Raw genomic sequence first — 17710 nt, forward strand, 5'->3', positions numbered from 1 at the left:
TTCCCCTCTTGATGTTCACCCGATGGGGTCTGCGCCCATGTAGTCCGCCCAGATCTTCGCCGGGAAGGCGTTCCCCCGCTGTTCCGTGTCGCCGCCGACGTCCGACATCGGCAGCAGCCGGCCGTCCTCGGGTTTCATCCGGAACATCGTCACGGCGGTGGAGGTGTCCTTCGCCCAGCCCACGAACCAGGCGGACTTGAGGCGGTCCTGGTCGCCGGTGCGGCCCGCGGCGACGGGGGCGCCGACGGCGCGGGCGGCGTTCTCGCCCAGGGCCTTGGCGCCGACCTCGCGCAGGGCGTCCGCGACCTCGTCGGCGACCTCGGGGGCGAGGGCGCGGCGGGCCTTGGCGCGTTCCTCGAAGCCGCCCACCGCCTCGCCGTCCTTGGTCAGCCTGGTCACCGAGTAGGGGTCGTTCTGGAGGCCGTGGTTGGCGAAGGTGCCGTACGCGCCCGCCATGCGGACGGCGCTGGGTGTGGACGTGCCGACGGAGAAGGTCTCCTCCAGCTGGGCCATGCTGTCCTTGAGCAGGCCCGAGCGGACCGCGGTGTCCTTCACCGCCTCCAGTCCGACCTCCTTCCCGAGGCGGACATACGTGGCGTTGCCGCCGTTCGCGAGGGCCTGCCGCAGGCTCGGGTGGGAATCGTCCGGGACCGCCGTCCCGGCCGGGCTCTGGAGTCTCCCCTCGTTGCCGTAGAAATCCCCGGAGTGCACGTCCGTCCGGCCGCCGTCCTTCGCCTCCGCGCCGTGCTGGAGGGCCGCCGCGAGGACGAACGGCTTGAAGGCGGAGCCGACCGGCACCCCGGAGGAGTCCGCGTTGTTGATGAACTGCTTCGTCGCGTCGGGCCCGCCGTAGAGCGCGAGGATCGCGCCGTCCGAGTGGCGCACGGAGGCGGCGCCGACCTGGACGTTCTCGTCCGACTCCCGGCTCTTCGGGTCGATGTCCTTCGCCAGGACGGAGTCGACGGACGCGGTGAGCCGCGCCACCTGTTTCTTGTCGAAGGTGGTGTGGATGCGATAGCCGCCGTGCGCGAGGTCCTGGTCGGTGAGCGTCGAGTGCGCCTTGATGTATTTGTTGGCGACGTCGACGAGATAACCGGTCTGGCCCGCGAGACTCGTGGACATGGACTGCTTGTGCGGCTCCGGGAAGGTCCGGTACTTCTCGCGGTCCTCCTGCGACATCAGCCCGGCCTTGACCTCGCGGTCGAGAATCCACTTCCAGCGGTCCTCGGCACGCTCGTGGTTGCCGCGGCTCGTCGCCGGGTCGTAGAGCTCGGCCCCCTTCAACAGCGCGGCCAGCGCGGCCCCTTGGCCCGGGTCGAGCTTCTTCGCCGGAATGCCGTAGTACGCCTGCGCGGCGGCCTCGATCCCGTACGCGCCGCGGCCGAACCAGCTGGTGTTGAGATAGCCTTGGAGGATGTCCTTCTTGCTCTTGGTCCGGTCGACCTTGAGCGAGATGATGAATTCCTTGGCCTTGCGGGTGAGCGTCTGCTCCTGCGAGAGATACGTGTTCTTCACGTACTGCTGCGTGATGGTGGAACCACCCTGCGTCTCCTCGCCCTTCACCGCGCTGACGACGGCGCGGAAGATGCCCTTGACGGAGACTCCGGGGTCGCTGTAGAAACCCTCGTTCTCGGCGGCGATCACCGCGTTCTGCACGGATTCCGGCACGTCGGAGAGGCGGACGATATTGCGGTTCACCTTGCCCAGGCTCACCATCTGGCTGCCGTCCGCCCAGTAGTACGTGTTGGCCTCCTGGACGGCGGCCGCGTTCTCGTCGGGGATGTCCACGCTCGCGTACACCCAGGCGAACAGCCCGGCCAGGCCGCCCACCCCGAGCGCGACGGTGCACACCACCAGCCGCCACGACGGCAGCCAGCGGCGCGGGCCGCTTCTGCCGCGGCGCGGGTAGTCGACGAACCGTCTGCCGCGCGCGTGGCGCTTCAGCCGCTTCGCCGGCTTCTCCCGCTTGTCCCTCTTCTCCCGCTTCTCCGGATGTGCTCGGTGTTCCTGTTTCTGCCGCCTCTTGCCCACGGTCCGACCGCTCCTGGATATCGGTGTCGGTGAGGGAGACGAGCACGAGGTGTGGAGCGGTTGGCGGTTTTCTATGAGCGTTCTGTGACGACCGAGGCGGATGCGTCTCGTGCGGCGAGCTCCTCGGGGGTGCCCTGCACCCGCGGGCCGGTGAACCAGCGGCGTGCCGACACCAGCCAGAAGGCTCCCGCGTAACCGGCGACCGCGAGCACGGCGACGGGGGCGTAGTTGAAGGTCTCCCAGGTCACGGGCGAGGACTGTGGGAGGACGAACAGGACGGTCACGCAGCAGACCCACGCCACCGCGCCGACGCCCACCGGCGTGCTCCAGCGCCCGAGGTGCCAGGGCCCGCGTTCGAAGGCGTCGCCCTTGCGCAGCCGGAGGAAGGTGGGGATCACATAGGCGATGTAGAGGCCGATGACGGAGATCGAGGTGACGGCGCCGAAGGCCGTGTCGTTCCACAGCGCCGGCAGGCCCAGCAGGAACGCCCCGGCCACCGCGAGCCAGATCGCGTTGGTGGGGGTCTGCGTCCGCGGGTTGATGCGGTGCCAGAACCGCGAGCCGGGCAGGGCGCCGTCGCGCGCGAAGGCGTAGATCACACGGGAGTTGGTGGTGACGGAGGCCAGCCCGCAGAACAGCTGCGCGCCGGTGACCACCACCAGCAGCAGTTTCCCGGTGCCCGCGCCCACCGCGTCGACGAAGATCTGGGCGGGCGGCACGTCCGCGCCCGCCTCGGCCGTGTAGTCCTGGATCGCGTAGGTCAGGCCGATGAGCAGGACCCAGCCGGCGGCCAGGGAGACCACGACGGCCTTCACCATGCCGCGGGGCCCCGAACGGTCGGCGCCGCGGGTCTCCTCGGTCATGTGCGCCGAGGCGTCGTACCCGGTGAGGGTGTACTGCGCGAGCAGCAGGCCGAGGGCCGCGACGTACCAACTGGAGGAGAATCCCGTGTCGTTGGCGAAGTGCCCGAAGACGAAGGAGGCCGACGGGTGGCGGTCCGGCACGGACGCGAGCACGCCGACGATGAGCAGGACGCCCAGGACGTGCCACCACACACTGATGTCGCCGAGCCGCGCGAGCAGTCCCACCCCGAACTGGTTGAGCAGTCCGTGCACGAGCAGGATGGCGGCGAAGAGTACGACCGTGTGCCCGGTCGAGACCGCGTACCAGCCCTGGATACCGAGCAGCGCGTTGAGGAAGGTGGCCGCGCCGTAGTCGACGCTCGCGGTGACGGCCACCTGGCCCAGGAAGTTGAACCAGCCGGTGAACCAGGACCAGGCCGCCTGGTGGCGGTCGGCGAGCTTCGCCGACCAGTAGTACAGCCCACCGGCCGTGGGATAGGCCGAGCAGACCTCCGCCATCGACAGCGCCACGAGCAGCGTCATGACCCCGACCAGCGGCCAGCCCCAGACGATCAGGACGGGCCCGCCGGTCCGCATGCCGAAGCCGTAGAGCGTCAGACAGCCGGAGAGGACCGAGACGACGGTCAGGGACACACCGAAGTTGGAGAAGGCGGACATGCTGCGCTGGAGTTCCTGGGCGTAGCCCAGTTCGTGCAGACGGCGTTCGTCGGCGTTGCCGGAGCCGTTCCCGGATCTGGGCATGGCGTCCTCATCGGGTCGTCGGTACGCGACGGGCAGGGGGACGAGCATGAGGTTCACGGGCGCGGGTGACAAGAGGGTCGCGCCGGACAGTCCGGCCGTCCTCCATGCGGACACCTGGTGTCCTATATCTGACGTACCGTCGGAAGCGCAGGCCCCGCACGGCGACGGAAGAGGTAAGCAGCATGTCCACGTTCGTTCTCGTCCCCGGATTCTGGCTCGGCGCGTGGGCCTGGGAGGACGTGGCGCGCGAGCTGCGGGCCGCCGGACACGACGTGCACCCGGTCACGCTGACCGGACTGGCGGACCGGGCGGGCGAGGCCACGCCCGGGGTGGGCGTGGAGACGCACATCGCCGACGTCGTCCGCGTCATCGAGGACGGCGGTCTGCGCGACGTGGTGCTGGTGGGCCACAGCGGTGCGAACCAGCCGGTCACCGGCGCCGCCGACCGCCTCCCCGCCGGGCGCGTCGCCCGCCTCGTCTACGTGGACACCGCCCCGCTCCCGCCCGGCATGGGCGTCATCGACTTCAACGACCCCGGGACGCAGGAGAGCTGGCGGAGGCAGGTCGCCGAGGAGGGCGACGGCTGGCGGCTGCCGGTGCCCGCGTTCGACCCGGCCGACGACCCGGAGAACCTGGCCGGGCTCACGGGCGAGCAGCTGGACCGGATGCGGGCGCTGTGCACGCCGCAGCCGTTCCGTACGGCGACGGATCCGTTCGAGCGCGCCGGGGAGCCGTCCGGCATGCCGTGCTCGCTGATCGCGACGACGTTCACGCCGGAGGCGGTACGGGAGCTCGCCGCCACCGGGAACCCGCTCTTCGCGCCGCTGGCGGCGATGGATCTGTGGCATCTGCCGACGGGGCACTGGCCGATGTTCTCCGCGCCGGGGGCGCTGGCCGCGCTGCTGGACGGGATCGCGCGGGGGTGAGCTTTGGCGGCGCCTCGTGGGCGCCTCTTGCGCTCCGCGCGCGGCCGCGGGGCCGCGGGGCCGCTGCGGGCCGCTGTGCGGCGCCTATTGGGCTGCCCCATGAGCCCGGTGCGCGGCTGCCGGTTGCGTCGTGGCTGGTCGCGCAGTTCCCCGCGCCCCTTACGGGGCGCTGTACGTCTGCTCGTTCCATCTCGTGATGATCGCCTCCAGGAGGCCCAGTGCCTGCTGGAGTTCGCCTATCGAGCCGGTGATGCGGTCCCGCTCCTGGGTGAGGCCGGAGACGAGTTCCGGGCAGGCGGGCAGCAGCTCGCCCTCCTCCACGATCGTGCAGGAGAGGACCTCGGCTATCGCCGCCGTGCCGAGCCCGGCCGCGAGCAGGGTGCGGATATGACGCACCGTCACCACATCCCGCTCCGTGTACTCCCGGTACCCGCCGGGGCGGCGGTCCGGCGCGATCAGCCCCTGCTCCTCGTAGTAGCGCAGCGCCCGCGGGCTCGCGCCCGTCCGCCTGGACAGTTCTCCGATACGCAATGCGGCCCCCGCCGTGGTCAGGAGCCGTAGCGCGGGAGGACACCGGTGTCGACCGGGGACGGCAGCGGGGCGGGCAGGTCGACCGCCTCCCCGTACACGCCGTGCAACTGGCCGCGGTACTCCCCGTCCTTGGGGCGGGTGTGGAGGGTCCAGCGGCCGGTACGGGGGTCGAGGACGAGCAGGACGGCGACCCCGGCCCGGGCGTACCAGCCGTTCTTGTCCGTGATGTCCCTGGCCTTCTCGGACTGGGAGATCACCTCGACGGCCAGGGCGACGTCACCGGGGTCGGCGAGCCAGGAGTCGTCCTCGTCCCACTCCACGGGCAGCACCGTCAGATCGGGCGTGGCGTAGTCGTCCGGGTCCTCCGGCATGGCGACCGACGACATCTCGTAGGAGGCCAGACCCGCGGGCAGGTGGGGTTCGATCTGGACCCGCAGGCGGCGGATGGTACCGGCGTGCTTGCCGCGCGGGGTGGGGGACATCACGAGGCTGCCTCCGATGATCTCGACTCGCAGCCCGGTGGACGCTTCGATGCGCTCGGCGACCTCACGCAGGTTTCCGGGGCGCGGATGCAGCTCGGGAAGGGCCACGGCTGCCCACCTCCTCGTCGGTGGCCGGTCGATCACCACCGTACCGGGCCGGGGAGCCGAACGCCCCGGGACCCCGGACATGACTCGGGCGGGCCGGTGACCGGCCCGCCCGGGGTCAGGAAAGCGATCCGGAGGATCAGGCGTCGACGGTGCCCGACTTCGCGATCTTGATCTCGGCCTTGGTGGCGCCGGAGTGGGTGCCGAAGGACTCGATCTTCTTCACGATGTCCATGCCCTCGACGACCTCGCCGAAGACGACGTGCTTGCCGTCCAGCCACGGGGTCAGCACCGTGGTGATGAAGAACTGCGAGCCGTTGGTGTTCTTGCCGGCGTTGGCCATGGAGAGCAGGCCCACCTTGTCGTGCTTCAGCTTGAAGTTCTCGTCCGCGAACTTCTCGCCGTAGATGCTCTTGCCGCCGGTGCCGTTGTGGTTGGTGAAGTCACCGCCCTGGAGCATGAACTCGGGGATGACGCGGTGGAAGCCGGAGCCCTCGTAGCCGAAGCCGTTCTGGCCGGTGGCCAGCTCACGGAAGTTGCGGGCGGTCTGCGGGACGACGTCGTCGTACAGCTTGAAGACGATGCGGCCCGCGTCCTTGCCGCCGATGGTGATGTCGAAGAAAACGTTGGAAGACATGAGGGCAATCCTGTCACAGCGGCCTCGGAAGGCGCGCGAGGCTCAGCCCTCCGCCGGGGGTGCCGTCACCAGCGGCTCCCCGCCGTTGTTGGTGATCCCGTCCACGAGTTCGTCCGCCGCCGTGTAGGGGTCGAGGGCGCCGTTCACGATGCGTTCGGCGAGGGCGTCCAGGCGGCGGTCGCCGTGGAGGTCGCCGATGCGCTCGCGCAGGGCGGTGACGGCGATGGTCTCGACCTCGCGCGCGGCGCGGGCGACGCGGCGCTGTGTGAGCACACCGCGCTCCTCCATCCACGCGCGGTGCTTCTCCAGGGCCTCGACGAGCTCGTCGGTGCCCTCGCCGCGGGCGGCGACGGTCTTGACGATCGGCGGGCGCCAGTCGCCGGGGCCGCGGGCCTCGCCGAGGCCGAGCATGTGGTTGAGCTCGCGCGCGGTGGCGTCGGCGCCGTCGCGGTCGGCCTTGTTGACCACGTAGACGTCACCGATCTCCAGGATCCCGGCCTTGGCCGCCTGGATGCCGTCGCCCATGCCGGGGGCCAGCAGGACGACGCTGGTGTCGGCCTGGGAGGCGATCTCGACCTCGGACTGGCCGACGCCGACGGTCTCCACGAGGATCACGTCGCAGCCCGCCGCGTCCAGCACCCGGATGGCCTGCGGGGCGGCCCAGGCGAGGCCGCCGAGGTGGCCGCGGGTGGCCATGGAGCGGATGTAGACCCCGGGGTCGGAGGCGTGCTCGGACATCCGCACCCGGTCGCCGAGCAGGGCGCCGCCGGAGAACGGCGAGGACGGGTCGACGGCGAGCACGCCGACCCGCTTCCCGGCCCTGCGGTAGGCGCTGACCAGGGCGGAGGTGGAGGTGGACTTGCCGACGCCGGGCGAGCCGGTGAGGCCGACGACGTAGGCGCCGCCGGTCAGCGGCGCCAGGGTCGCCATCACCTCGCGCAGCTGCGGGGACGCCCCCTCGACCAGCGAGATCAGCCGGGCGACGGCCCGCGGCCTGCCTTCCCGGGCCTGCTCGACCAGCGCGGGGACGTCCACCATGCCTTGCTCCGTTCCGATGTTCCCTGCCGTGCTCGGAGTCGTGCTCGGTCCTGCCCGGGCGTACTCGGGCGTGCGTCAGCTGCCGTTGCCGGGGACGCGGATGATCAGGGCGTCGCCCTGGCCGCCGCCACCGCACAGCGCGGCCGCGCCGACGCCGCCGCCGCGCCGCTTGAGCTCCAGGGCGAGGTGGAGGACGACCCGGGCGCCGGACATGCCGATGGGGTGGCCGAGGGCGATGGCACCGCCGTTGACGTTCACCTTTTCGTGGGAAACGCCCAGATCCTTGATCGACTGGACCAGGACCGCCGCGAACGCCTCGTTGATCTCGATGAGGTCGAGGTCCTCCACGTTCAGTCCCTCCTTGCCCAGGGCCTGCAGAATCGCGTTGGACGGCTGGGAGTGCAGCGAGTTGTCGGGACCGGCCACATTGCCGTGGGCGCCGATCTCGGCGATCCAGTGCAGGCCCAGCTCCTCGGCCTTGGCCTTGCTCATCACGACCACGGCGGCGGCGCCGTCGGAGATCTGCGAGGAGGTGCCGGGCGTGATCGTGCCGTCCTTGGCGAAGGAGGGCCGCAGCTTGCCGAGCACCTCGACGGTGGTGTCGCCGCGCACGCCCTCGTCCTTGCTGAAGAGGACCGGGTCGCCCTTGCGCTGCGGGATCTCCACGGGGGTGATCTCCGCCTCGAAGATGCCGTTCTTCTGGGCGGCGGCGGCGCGCTGGTGGGAGCGGGCGCCGATCTCGTCCTGCTCGGGGCGGCGGATGCCCAGGCGGGTGTTGTGGTTCTCGGTGGACTCGCCCATGGCGATGCCCTCGTAGGCGTCGGAGAGCCCGTCGTGGTGCATCGAGTCGATCATCTCGATGGAGCCGTACTTGTAGCCCTCGCGGGACTTGGGCAGCAGGTGCGGGGCGTTGGTCATGGACTCCATGCCGCCCGCGACCACCACGTCGAACTCGCCGGCGCGGATCAGCTGGTCGGCGAGGGCGATGGCGTCGAGGCCGGAGAGGCAGACCTTGTTGACCGTGAGGGCGGGCACGCTCATCGGGATGCCGCCCTTGACCGCCGCCTGCCGGGCCGGGATCTGGCCCGCGCCCGCCTGGAGCACCTGGCCCATGATCACGTACTGCACCTGGTCGCCGCCGATGCCCGCCCGGTCGAGGGCGGCCTTGATGGCCAGCCCGCCGAGGTCCGCGGCGGAGAAGGACCGCAGCGAGCCCAGGAGCTTGCCCATGGGCGTCCGGGCGCCCGCGACGATCACTGAGGTGGTGCCGGTCGAACCCTTGGTACCAGTCATGAGGGGCGGCCCCTTCGAGCGGAGAGGTTAACGATGGTTCCCGTCAATGTACTGAGCGGTAGGCGCCCGGGTCACCGGGCCGGTGGTGTGATCGCGCGCACGTTGCGTAACCGGCGTTCCCGGAGTGCACTTGCTTCCATGCTGACGCGCATCGACCACATCGGGATCGCCTGCAAGGACCTCGACGCCACCGTCGAGTTCTACCGTGCCACGTACGGCTTCGAGGTGTTCCACACGGAGGTCAACGAGGAGCAGGGCGTGCGCGAGGCCATGCTCAAGATCAACGACACCTCCGACGGCGGGGCCTCGTATCTGCAGCTGCTGGAGCCCACCCGGCCGGACTCCGCGGTCGGCAAGTGGCTCGCGAAGAACGGCGAGGGCGTTCACCACATCGCGTTCGGTACGCCGGACGTCGACGGCGACGCCGCCGCGATCGGCGGCAAGGGCGTACGCGTCCTCTACGAGAGCCCTCGTACGGGTTCCATGGGCTCCCGCATCACCTTCCTGCACCCCAAGGACTGCCACGGCGTACTGACCGAACTGGTCACTTCGGCGCCCCCGGCGGACCCGGAGCACTGACCCCTTCCTCCCCCGGCCGGTAGAGTGCAGGTTCGGCCGGGTACGGGGTGGGGCCCCGGGCCTGGCTGTTACCGATGATCTGACACCATTTCTTCGGAAGGGCAGGCTCCGGGTTTTCTCCCGGCGACGCGGGACGGGGCCGGCCGCCAACGCGACCAGGGGACGGATGGGACCGCGCAGTGCGGGGCAACGACCGCTACGAGGCTGACGACCACCTCTCGCAATTCGAAGCCGAGATGGAGCGGCTGAAGAAGGAGCGGGAGAAGGCGGTCCAGCACGCCGACGACCTCGGCTACCAGGTCGAGGTACTGCGCGCCAAGCTGCACGAGGCGCGCCGCAACCTCGCCCACCGTCCGGCGTACGACAGCGCCGACATGGGCTACCAGGCGGAGCAGATGCTCCGCAACGCCCAGATCCAGGCCGACCAGATGCGCGCCGACGCCGAGCGCGAGCTGCGCGAGGCCCGCGCCCAGACGCAGCGCCTCCTCCAGGAGCAGGCCGAGCGCCAGGCCCGGATGGAGTCCGAGCTGCACGCGGAGGCCGTGGCCCGCCGCCAGCGCCTGGACGAGGAGCTCAACGAGCGCCGCCAGACGGTGGAGTCCCACGTCAACGAGAACGTGGCGTGGGCGGAGCAGCTGCGGGCCCGTACGGAGTCCCAGGCGCGGCGGCTCATGGAGGAGTCCCGCGCGGAGGCGGAGCAGTCGCTGGCCGCGGCGGGCGCCGAGGCCCAGCGGCTGACCGAGCAGGCCCGCACCCGGCTCGCCATGGCCACCGAGGAGGCCCGCGCCGAGGCCGACGCGCTGCTGCGCCGGGCCCGCGCGGACGCGGAGCGGATGCTGGCGGCCGCGGGGGCGCAGGCCCAGGAGGCCACCGACCACGCGGAGCGGCTGCGGACGGCCACCAGCGCGGAGGCCGACCAGGCGCGGGCGGCCGCGGCGGAGCTGACGCGCACCGCCGAGGCCCGCGTCCAGGAGGCCGACACGGCGCTGCGCGAGGCGCGCGCCGAGGCGGAGAAGCTGGTCACGGAGGCCACGGAGACGGCCGGCCGGCAGCTGGCGGCCGCCGAGACCGAGTACGAGCAGCGCTCCCGCACGGCCAAGGCCGACATCGCCCGGGTGGTCGGCGAGGCCACGAAGGACGCCGAGGCCCTGCGGGCCGAGGCCGAGCAGCTGCGCGACGACGCCCGCGCCGAGGCCGAGCGGCTGCTGGCGGAGACCGCGGAGAAGGCCCGCAGCAAGGCCGCCGAGGACTCCGCGGCCCAGCTCGCCAAGGCGGCCCGTACGGCGGAGGAGGTGCTGACCAAGGCGTCGGAGGACGCCAAGGCCACCACCAAGGCCGCGGCGGCGGAGGCCGAGCGCATCCGCGGCGAGGCGGAGGCCGAGGCGGACCGGCTGCGCGCGGAGGCGGCGGACACCGCCGAGCAGCTCAAGGGCGCCGCGAAGGACGACACCAAGGAGTACCGCGCCAAGACCGTCGAGCTCCAGGAGGAGGCGCGGCGGCTGCGCGGCGAGGCGGAGCGGCTGCGTGCCGAGGCCGCCGAGGAGGCCGAGCGCGTCCGGGGCGAGGCCCGGCGCGAGGCGCTCCAGCAGATCGAGGAGGCGGCCAGCACCGCCGAGGAGCTGCTGGCGAAGGCCAAGGCCGACGCGGAGGAGACGCGCGGCGGCGCGGCCGCGGAGAGCGAGCGGGTGCGCGGCGAGGCCGCCGAGCGGGCCGCCGCGCTGCGCAAGCAGGCCGAGGAGCTGCTGGAGCGGGCCCGGACCGAGGCCGAGGAGATGGCCGAGGAGTCCGAGGACCACGCCGAGCGGGTGCGCGGCGAGGCCGCCGAGGCCGCCAAACAGCTGCGCGAGGAGGCCGAGCGGGCCGCCGAGGCGCGCCGTGCCGAGGCCGACACCGAGCTGACGCGGCTGCACGAGGAGGCCGCGGCGCGCGTCGAGTCGGCCGAGGAGGCGCTGCGCGAGGCCCGCGCGGAGGCGGAGAAGCTGCGCCGCGAGGCCGCGGAGGAGTCGGAGCGGACCCGGACCGAGGCCGCCGAGCGGGCGCGTACGCTCCAGGCGCAGGCCGAGGAGGAGGCGGAGCGGCTGCGTGCCGAGGCCGCCGAGGAGGCGTCCGCCACCCGTACCGAGGGCGAGAGCACGGCCGCGCGGCTGCGCGAGGAGGCCGCCGCCGAGGCGGAGCGTGTGAAGTCCGAGGCGCGCGAGGCCGCGGACCGGATGCGCGCGGAGGCGAACGCCGCCGCGGAGCGCACGGCCGCCGAGGCCGCCGAGGCGCTGGCCGCCGCCCAGGAGGAGGCCGCCCGGCGCCGCCGCGAGGCGGAGGAGCTGCTGGGCGACGCCCGGACCGAGGCGCAGGCGGAGCGCGAGGCGGCGCGCGAGCAGAGCGAGGAGCTCCTCGCGTCGGCGCGCAAGCGGGTCGCCGAGGCGCAGGACGAGGCCCGGCGCCTGGTCGAGGAGGCGGAGCAGCGGGCCGCCGAGCTGGTGGCCGCCGCGGAGCAGACCGCCCAGCAGGTGCGGGACTCCGTCGCCGGGCTGCACGAGCAGGCCGAGGAGGAGATCGCCGGGCTGCGCTCGGCCGCCGAGCACAACGCCGAGCGGACGGTCACGGACGCCCAGGTGGAGGCCGACCGGGTCCGTGCCGAGGCGTACGCGGAGCGCGAGCGCGCCGGTGAGGACGCCGCCCGCACCCGGGCCGAGGCCCAGGCCGCGTCCGAGGCCGCGAAGGCGCTCGCGGAGCGCACGGTCGCCGAGGCGATCGCCGAGGGGCAGCGCCTGGAGGCGGAGGCCGCCCGGGTGCTGGACGAGGCGCGCGAGCAGGCGAACGCCCGCCGCACCGAGGCCGCCGAGCAGGCGGACGAGCTGCTCGCCGAGGCGATGTCCGAGGCCGAGAAGCTGATCACCGAGGCCGAGTCCACGGTGGAGCAGGCCCGTACGGACGCGGACGGCCTGCGGGCGGAGGCCGCCGAGCAGGCGGAGCTGACCCGGGCCGAGGCCGACGCCGCGGCGGACCGGCTGCGCGCCGAGGCCGCCGAGGTGCTGGAGGCCGCGCAGGAGGAGGCCGGCCGTACGGCGGACGAGGCCCGCGAGGCCGCGAACGCCCGCCGCAGCGAGGCCGCGCAGCAGGCGGACGAGCTGATCACCGAGGCGACCACGGAGGCCGAGAAGCTCGTCGCGCAGGCGAACCGCACGGTCGAGGAGGCCCGCGAGGCCGCCGCCAAGCACCGCGCCGAGGCCGACGCGGAGGCCGAGCGGCTGCTCGCCGAGGCGGCCCGCACGGTGGAGGAGGCCGAGGAGTCCGCCAAGGCGGCGGTCGCGAAGGCGACCGCCGAGGCGGAGCGCATGGTCTCCGACGCGTCCGAGAAGTCCAAGCAGATGCGTACGGACGCGTCCGACGCGCTGGCGAGCGCCGAGCAGGACGCGGCGCGGTCGCGTGCCGAGGCCCGCGAGGACGCCAACCGGATGCGGACCGAGGGCCACGCCGAGGCCGAACGGATCGTCAACGCCGCGGCCGAGCTGACCTCGTCCGCGCAGGACGACGCCGACCGGATCGTCGAGGAGGCGAAGGCCGCCGCCGAGGCGCACCGCGCCGAGGCCGCCGACAAGGCGGAGGAGCTGCTCGCCGAGGCGAAGGCCGAGGCCGCAAGGACGACGGCCGACGCGCGGGCGGAGGCCGACGAGCTGACCGCGCGGGCGCGGCGCGCCGCCGACGAGTCGCGCAAGGCCGCCGAGAAGCACCGCGCCGAGACCGACGAGGCCGCGGAGCGCACCCGGGCCGACGCCCGGGCGGAGGCCGACCGGCTGCGTACCGAGGGTGCCGAGGCGCTTCAGGCCGCGCAGCGCGAGGCCGAGCGGACGGCGGACGAGGCGCGGGAGGCCGCGAACACCCGCCGCAGCGAGGCCGCGCAGCAGGCGGACGAGCTGATCACCGAGGCCACGGCGGAGGCGGAGCGGATGGCCGCCGAGGCCGCCGAGGCGCTGGCCGCCGCCCAGGAGAACGCCAACAGCACCCGCGCCGACTCGGCGAAGCTGAAGGCCGACGCCGTCCTGGAGGCCGAGCGGGTGCTCGGCGCGGCCCGCGAGGAGGCCGAGCGGACGGTCGACGCCGCGCGGGACGCGGGCGCCCAGAAGCTGACCGAGGCCGCCGAGAAGGCCGACGCCCTGATCGCCAAGGCGCAGGAGGAGGCGGTGAAGACCGCCGCCGCGGCCGAGGAGCAGGCCGACACGATGGTGGGCGTGGCCCGCCGGGAGGCCGAGCGGATCGTCGCGGAGGCCACCGGCGAGGGCAACGGGCTGGTGGAGCAGGCCCGTACGGACGCGAACACGCTGCTCGCCGAGGCCCGCGGGGACGCGACGGCCATAAGGGAGCGGGCGGACGAGATGAGCGCCCGGGTGGCGAGCGAGGTCGAGGAGCTGCACGACCGCGCCCGCCGCGAGGCGGCCGAGGCGATGGCCTCGGCGGGCGAGCGCTGCGACAAGCTCGTGGCCGCGGCGACCGAGCAGCTCGCGGAGGCGGAGGAGAAGGCCGGGAAGCTGGTCTCCGACGCCAACAGCGAGGCGAGCAAGGTGCGTATCGCCGCCGTGAAGAAGGCGGAGGGCCTGCTCAAGGAGACCGAGCAGAAGAAGGCCGCGGTCATGCGCGAGTCCCAGGCGCTGCTGAAGGAGGCGGAGGAGACCAGGGCCGCCGCCGTACGGGAGGCGGAGCGCCTGCGCACCGAGGGTGCGCAGGAGGCCGAGCGTCTCGTGGAGGAAGGAAAGCGGGAGTTGGCGGTGCTGGTGAAGCGCCGTGAGGACATCAATGCCGAGATTTCCCGTGTCCAGGACGTGCTGGAAGCGTTGGAGTCTTTTGAAGCCCCGGGGTCGGGAAGCGCCAAAGAGGGCGGGGTGAAGGCGGCGGCGGGTGCGGGTGCAACTCGTTCGGGTGGCAGGCAGTCCCAGAAGTAGGCCACTCAATCGAGGGGACATTTTCTAGATCCGCCGGGCCTTCTGCAACGCTCTACTCGATGACACGCCGCTCGCGCCCCTAGGATTCCCTCTATCACCTCACCGGTCTCTTATGACAGGAACCCCATGAGTGACACTTCCTCCCCCTTCGGCTTCGAGCTCGTGCGGCGCGGATACGACCGCGGCCAGGTGGACGACCGCATTACGAAGCTCGTCGCCGACCGTGACAGCGCACTGGCCCGCATCACCTCTCTGGAAAAGCGCATCGAGGAACTCCACCTCGAAACGCAGAATGCCCAGGCCCAGGTCAACGACGCGGAGCCCTCCTATGCGGGGCTGGGCGCACGGGTAGAGAAGATCCTCCGGCTGGCCGAGGAAGAGGCCAAGGACCTGCGTGAGGAGGCCCGGCGCGCCGCCGAGCAGCACCGTGAGCTCGCGGAGTCCGCCGCCCAGCAGGTGCGCAACGACGCCGAGTCGTTCGCCGCCGACCGCAAGGCGAAGGCGGAGGACGAGGGCGCCCGCATCGTCGAGAAGGCGAAGGGCGATTCGGCGCAGCTGCGTGCGGAGGCGCAGAAGGACGCCCAGTCCAAGCGCGAGGAGGCGGACGCCCTCTTCGAGGAGACCCGCGCGAAGGCCGCCCAGGCCGCCGCGGACTTCGAGACCAACCTGGCCAAGCGGCGCGAGCAGTCCGAGCGCGACCTGGCCTCCCGTCAGGCCAAGGCGGAGAAGCGGCTCGCGGAGATCGAGCACCGTGCCGAGCAGCTGCGCCTGGAGGCGGAGAAGCTGCGCACGGACGCCGAGCGCCGGGCCCGCCAGACGGTGGAGACCGCGCAGCGCCAGGCCGAGGACATCGTGGCGGACGCCAACGCCAAGGCGGACCGGATCCGCAGCGAGTCCGAGCGCGAGCTGGCGGCGCTGACGAACCGTCGCGACAGCATCAACGCCCAGCTGACCAACGTCCGCGAGATGCTGGCCACGCTGACCGGCGCGGCGGTGGCCGCGGCCGGTGTGCCCGGGGACGACGAGCCGATCTCGCGCGGCGTGCCCGCGCAGCAGAGCCGCTGACCGGCCGCCTCCCCCGCGCGAACCCCCGTACACCGACGCCCCGGGTGCCGCCCGTCAGAGCGTGCCCGGGGCGTCGGTGTTGCGCCGGGAGGGCGACCGCGCCGCCGCCACGCCATGCGGATGGCGAAAGACCGGTGGCGGGCCGGTGCCCGCCCCCTTACCGTGGCTGAATGATCGAGCTGCAGGGCCTGACCAAGCGCTACGGCGACAAGCTCGCCGTGGACGGCCTCACCTGCACCGTACGGCCCGGGATCGTCACCGGCTTCCTGGGGCCCAACGGCGCGGGCAAGTCCACGACGATGCGCATGATGCTCGACCTGGACAGCCCGACCGCGGGCACGGTCCTCATCGACGGCAGGCACTACCGGCAGCTGAAGGACCCGCTGAAGGTCGTGGGCGCGCTGCTGGACGCCAAGGCGATGCACGGCGGGCGCAGCGCCCACAACCACCTGCTGTGCCTGGCGCAGAGCAACGGCATCCCCCCGGCGCGGGTGGCGGAGGTGCTGGACACGGTGGGCCTGACCGCGGTGGCCAAGAAGCGCTCCAAGGGCTTCTCGCTGGGCATGGGGCAGCGTCTGGGCATCGCGGGCGCGCTGCTGGGCGACCCGCGGATCCTGATGTTCGACGAGCCGGTCAACGGCCTGGATCCCGAGGGCATCCACTGGATCCGCAATCTGATGAAGAATCTGGCGGCCCAGGGGCGTACGGTCTTCGTCTCCTCGCACCTGATGAGCGAGATGGCCCTGACGGCGGATCACCTGGTGGTCATCGGGCAGGGGCGGCTGCTGGCCGACACGTCCATGGCGGAGTTCATCGCGCAGAACTCCCGCAGCTACGTCCGGCTGCGCTCGCCCGAGCACGAGCGGCTGCTGGACGTGCTCTCGGGCGCCGGGTTCAGGGCGGTGACCACCGGGGACGGCGCGGTGGAGGTGGACGGCCCGGAGGCCGCCCGGCTCGGCGAGCTCGCGGCACGGCACCAGCTGGTGCTGCACGAGCTGAGCCCCCAGCGGGCCTCGCTGGAGGAGGCGTTCATGCGGCTCACCGCCGAGTCCGTGGAGTACCACGCGCACAGCGCGCCGGTCCCCGGTGGTCCGGGAGAGGAGCCTCCCCCTCCCGGACCACCGGGGGCGCAGGGCGGCTGGGGTGCCGACTGGCGGAAGAAGGGATCCTGAGCGATGTCGGTGCCGACGCAGGTCCTCCGGTCGGAATGGACGAAGATCAAATCCGTGCGCTCCACGGTGTGGACGCTCGGCCTCGCCCTGGTGGTGACGGTCGCCCTCGGCGCGCTGATCAGCGCTCTCACGAAGAGCCAGTTCGACAAGCTGTCCATGAAAGAGAAGATCAGTTTCGATCCGACCTTCACGAGTTTCGCGGGTATGGGACTCGGCCAGCTCGCAATGATCGTTTTCGGGGTGCTGGTCGTCGCGAATGAATACAGCACCGGAATGATCCGCACTTCTCTCGCGGCCGTTCCGCAGCGCGCCACCTTTCTCTTCAGCAAGATCACCATTGCGACGCTGCTCGCGCTGGTCGTCAGCATGGTCACGAGTTTTCTCTCGTTCTTTCTCGGCCAGGCCATGCTGGGCGAACACAAGGCGTCGATCAGCGACCAGGGTGTCCTGCGGGCGGTCGTCGGCGGCGGCCTCTACATGACGCTCATCTCCGTCTTCGCCATGGGCGTCGCCACGATGCTGCGCAGCCCGATGCTCTCGCTCGGCATTCTGATGCCGTTCTTCTTCCTCATCTCCAACATCCTCAGCGCGGTCCCCGCCACGAAGAAGGTGGCCCAGTACTTCCCGGACCAGGCGGGCCGCAAGGTCATGCAGGTGATCACAGGCGTGGGCGACGACGAGGCCCCGTACGGCCCGTGGGGCGGCTTCGCCATCATGGTCCTGTGGGTGGCGGCGTCCCTGGCGGGCGGCTACGCGGTCCTGAAGAAACGCGATGCGTAAGCCCTCGCCGGGCGGGCTGACGGAATGGGCGCGGCTGGGAAACGGGTGCTTTCCGGGGGCTCCGCCCCCGGACCCCCGGGGCTGCGCCCCGCCAGGGGCTCGGGGCCGCAGCCGGGCAGCGCCCCGTCAGGGGCGCGGGGAACTGCGCGACAAGCCCCCACCGAACCCGCAGCCGCACGCACAGCGCAAGAGGCAACCCGGTAGGCGCAGCACAGCGGACCCGCGGCCGCGCGCCGAGCGCAAGACGCACCCCAGCAGGCACAGCCAAACGGACACAGGAGGCAACCATGGCCCTCGGCGCCGCACCCGCCGAGCAACCGCTGCACTACCCCGGCACCGCCGCCCAGGCACCCGTACTGCTCCTCGGTGACAGCCTGCTCCCCCTCCGGGCAGAGCCCGGGACACAGCCGGGCGCGTGGCGGACCCCCACCGGACAGACGCTCGACGACGTCCTGCCGGTGCCCTGCGGGCACCGGCACCCCGTGATCGCCGTCGGCTCCAACGCCTCCCCCGCACAGCTCCACCACAAGCTC

The 17710-nt window shown here is 72.5% G+C and carries 13 protein-coding genes and 1 pseudogene; 7 read left to right on the forward strand and 7 right to left on the reverse strand.

The annotated features are described in order from the left end of the window. Positions 1–15: 15 nt before the first annotated feature. Complete coding sequence (locus K6I34_RS13040) at positions 16–2031, reverse strand: transglycosylase domain-containing protein (protein ID WP_229325510.1); 2016 nt, start codon at positions 2029–2031, stop codon at positions 16–18. Positions 2032–2102: 71 nt separating this feature from the next. Further along, positions 2103–3635: an amino acid permease gene (locus K6I34_RS13045; protein WP_229325512.1), complete on the reverse strand. Its 1533-nt coding sequence runs from the start codon at positions 3633–3635 to the stop codon at positions 2103–2105. Positions 3636–3817: 182 nt separating this feature from the next. Between K6I34_RS13045 and K6I34_RS13050 the strand changes: the two genes are divergently transcribed. Continuing rightward, the gene (locus K6I34_RS13050; protein ID WP_229325514.1) at positions 3818–4561 is read left to right on the forward strand and encodes an alpha/beta fold hydrolase; all 744 of its coding nucleotides are present in this window, start codon (positions 3818–3820) and stop codon (positions 4559–4561) included. A 159-nt stretch (positions 4562–4720) separates the two neighbouring features. Here the strand turns inward: K6I34_RS13050 and K6I34_RS13055 are convergent, their stop codons facing one another. The 5 genes from K6I34_RS13055 to K6I34_RS13075 all read right to left on the reverse strand — a co-directional run bounded on the left by K6I34_RS13055 (position 4721) and on the right by K6I34_RS13075 (position 8647). Then, entirely contained in the window at positions 4721–5092 is a 372-nt protein-coding gene (locus K6I34_RS13055; protein ID WP_229325516.1) for a MerR family transcriptional regulator, read from the reverse strand. Positions 5093–5109: 17 nt separating this feature from the next. Then, positions 5110–5682: a Uma2 family endonuclease gene (locus K6I34_RS13060; protein WP_229325518.1), complete on the reverse strand. Its 573-nt coding sequence runs from the start codon at positions 5680–5682 to the stop codon at positions 5110–5112. 136 nt (positions 5683–5818) lie between these two features. Next, entirely contained in the window at positions 5819–6316 is a 498-nt protein-coding gene (locus tag K6I34_RS13065; protein WP_229325520.1) for a peptidylprolyl isomerase, read from the reverse strand. A gap of 42 nt (positions 6317–6358) precedes the next feature. Next, the gene (meaB, locus tag K6I34_RS13070; RefSeq protein ID WP_229325521.1) at positions 6359–7354 is read right to left on the reverse strand and encodes a methylmalonyl Co-A mutase-associated GTPase MeaB; all 996 of its coding nucleotides are present in this window, start codon (positions 7352–7354) and stop codon (positions 6359–6361) included. A gap of 75 nt (positions 7355–7429) precedes the next feature. Next, on the reverse strand, positions 7430–8647 hold the full coding sequence (locus K6I34_RS13075; RefSeq protein ID WP_229325523.1) for an acetyl-CoA C-acetyltransferase: 1218 nt from the start codon (positions 8645–8647) through the stop codon (positions 7430–7432). A gap of 138 nt (positions 8648–8785) precedes the next feature. Between K6I34_RS13075 and mce the strand changes: the two genes are divergently transcribed. From mce to K6I34_RS13105, 6 genes and pseudogenes are all read left to right on the forward strand, one after another. After that, complete coding sequence (gene mce, locus K6I34_RS13080) at positions 8786–9226, forward strand: methylmalonyl-CoA epimerase (protein WP_229325525.1); 441 nt, start codon at positions 8786–8788, stop codon at positions 9224–9226. A 179-nt stretch (positions 9227–9405) separates the two neighbouring features. After that, complete coding sequence (gene scy / locus K6I34_RS13085; RefSeq protein WP_229325527.1) at positions 9406–14160, forward strand: polarized growth protein Scy; 4755 nt, start codon at positions 9406–9408, stop codon at positions 14158–14160. Between the two features lie 126 nt (positions 14161–14286). Continuing rightward, positions 14287–15225 (forward strand): hypothetical protein, encoded by a 939-nt coding sequence (locus K6I34_RS13090; RefSeq protein WP_058046316.1) that lies wholly within the window; start codon positions 14287–14289, stop codon positions 15223–15225. 170 nt (positions 15226–15395) lie between these two features. Next, positions 15396–16397 carry an ATP-binding cassette domain-containing protein gene (locus K6I34_RS13095; RefSeq protein WP_229325529.1) on the forward strand — a complete coding sequence of 334 codons (1002 nt, stop codon included), beginning with the start codon at positions 15396–15398 and terminating at the stop codon, positions 16395–16397. A 3-nt stretch (positions 16398–16400) separates the two neighbouring features. Further along, entirely contained in the window at positions 16401–17177 is a 777-nt protein-coding gene (locus K6I34_RS13100) for an ABC transporter permease (protein ID WP_229325531.1), read from the forward strand. Positions 17178–17464: 287 nt separating this feature from the next. Then, a pseudogene (locus K6I34_RS13105) lies at positions 17465–17710 on the forward strand (hypothetical protein); the annotation flags it as partial.

The organism is Streptomyces sp. UNOC14_S4, assembly GCF_020740835.1.
Classification (GTDB): Bacteria; Actinomycetota; Actinomycetes; order Streptomycetales; family Streptomycetaceae; genus Streptomyces.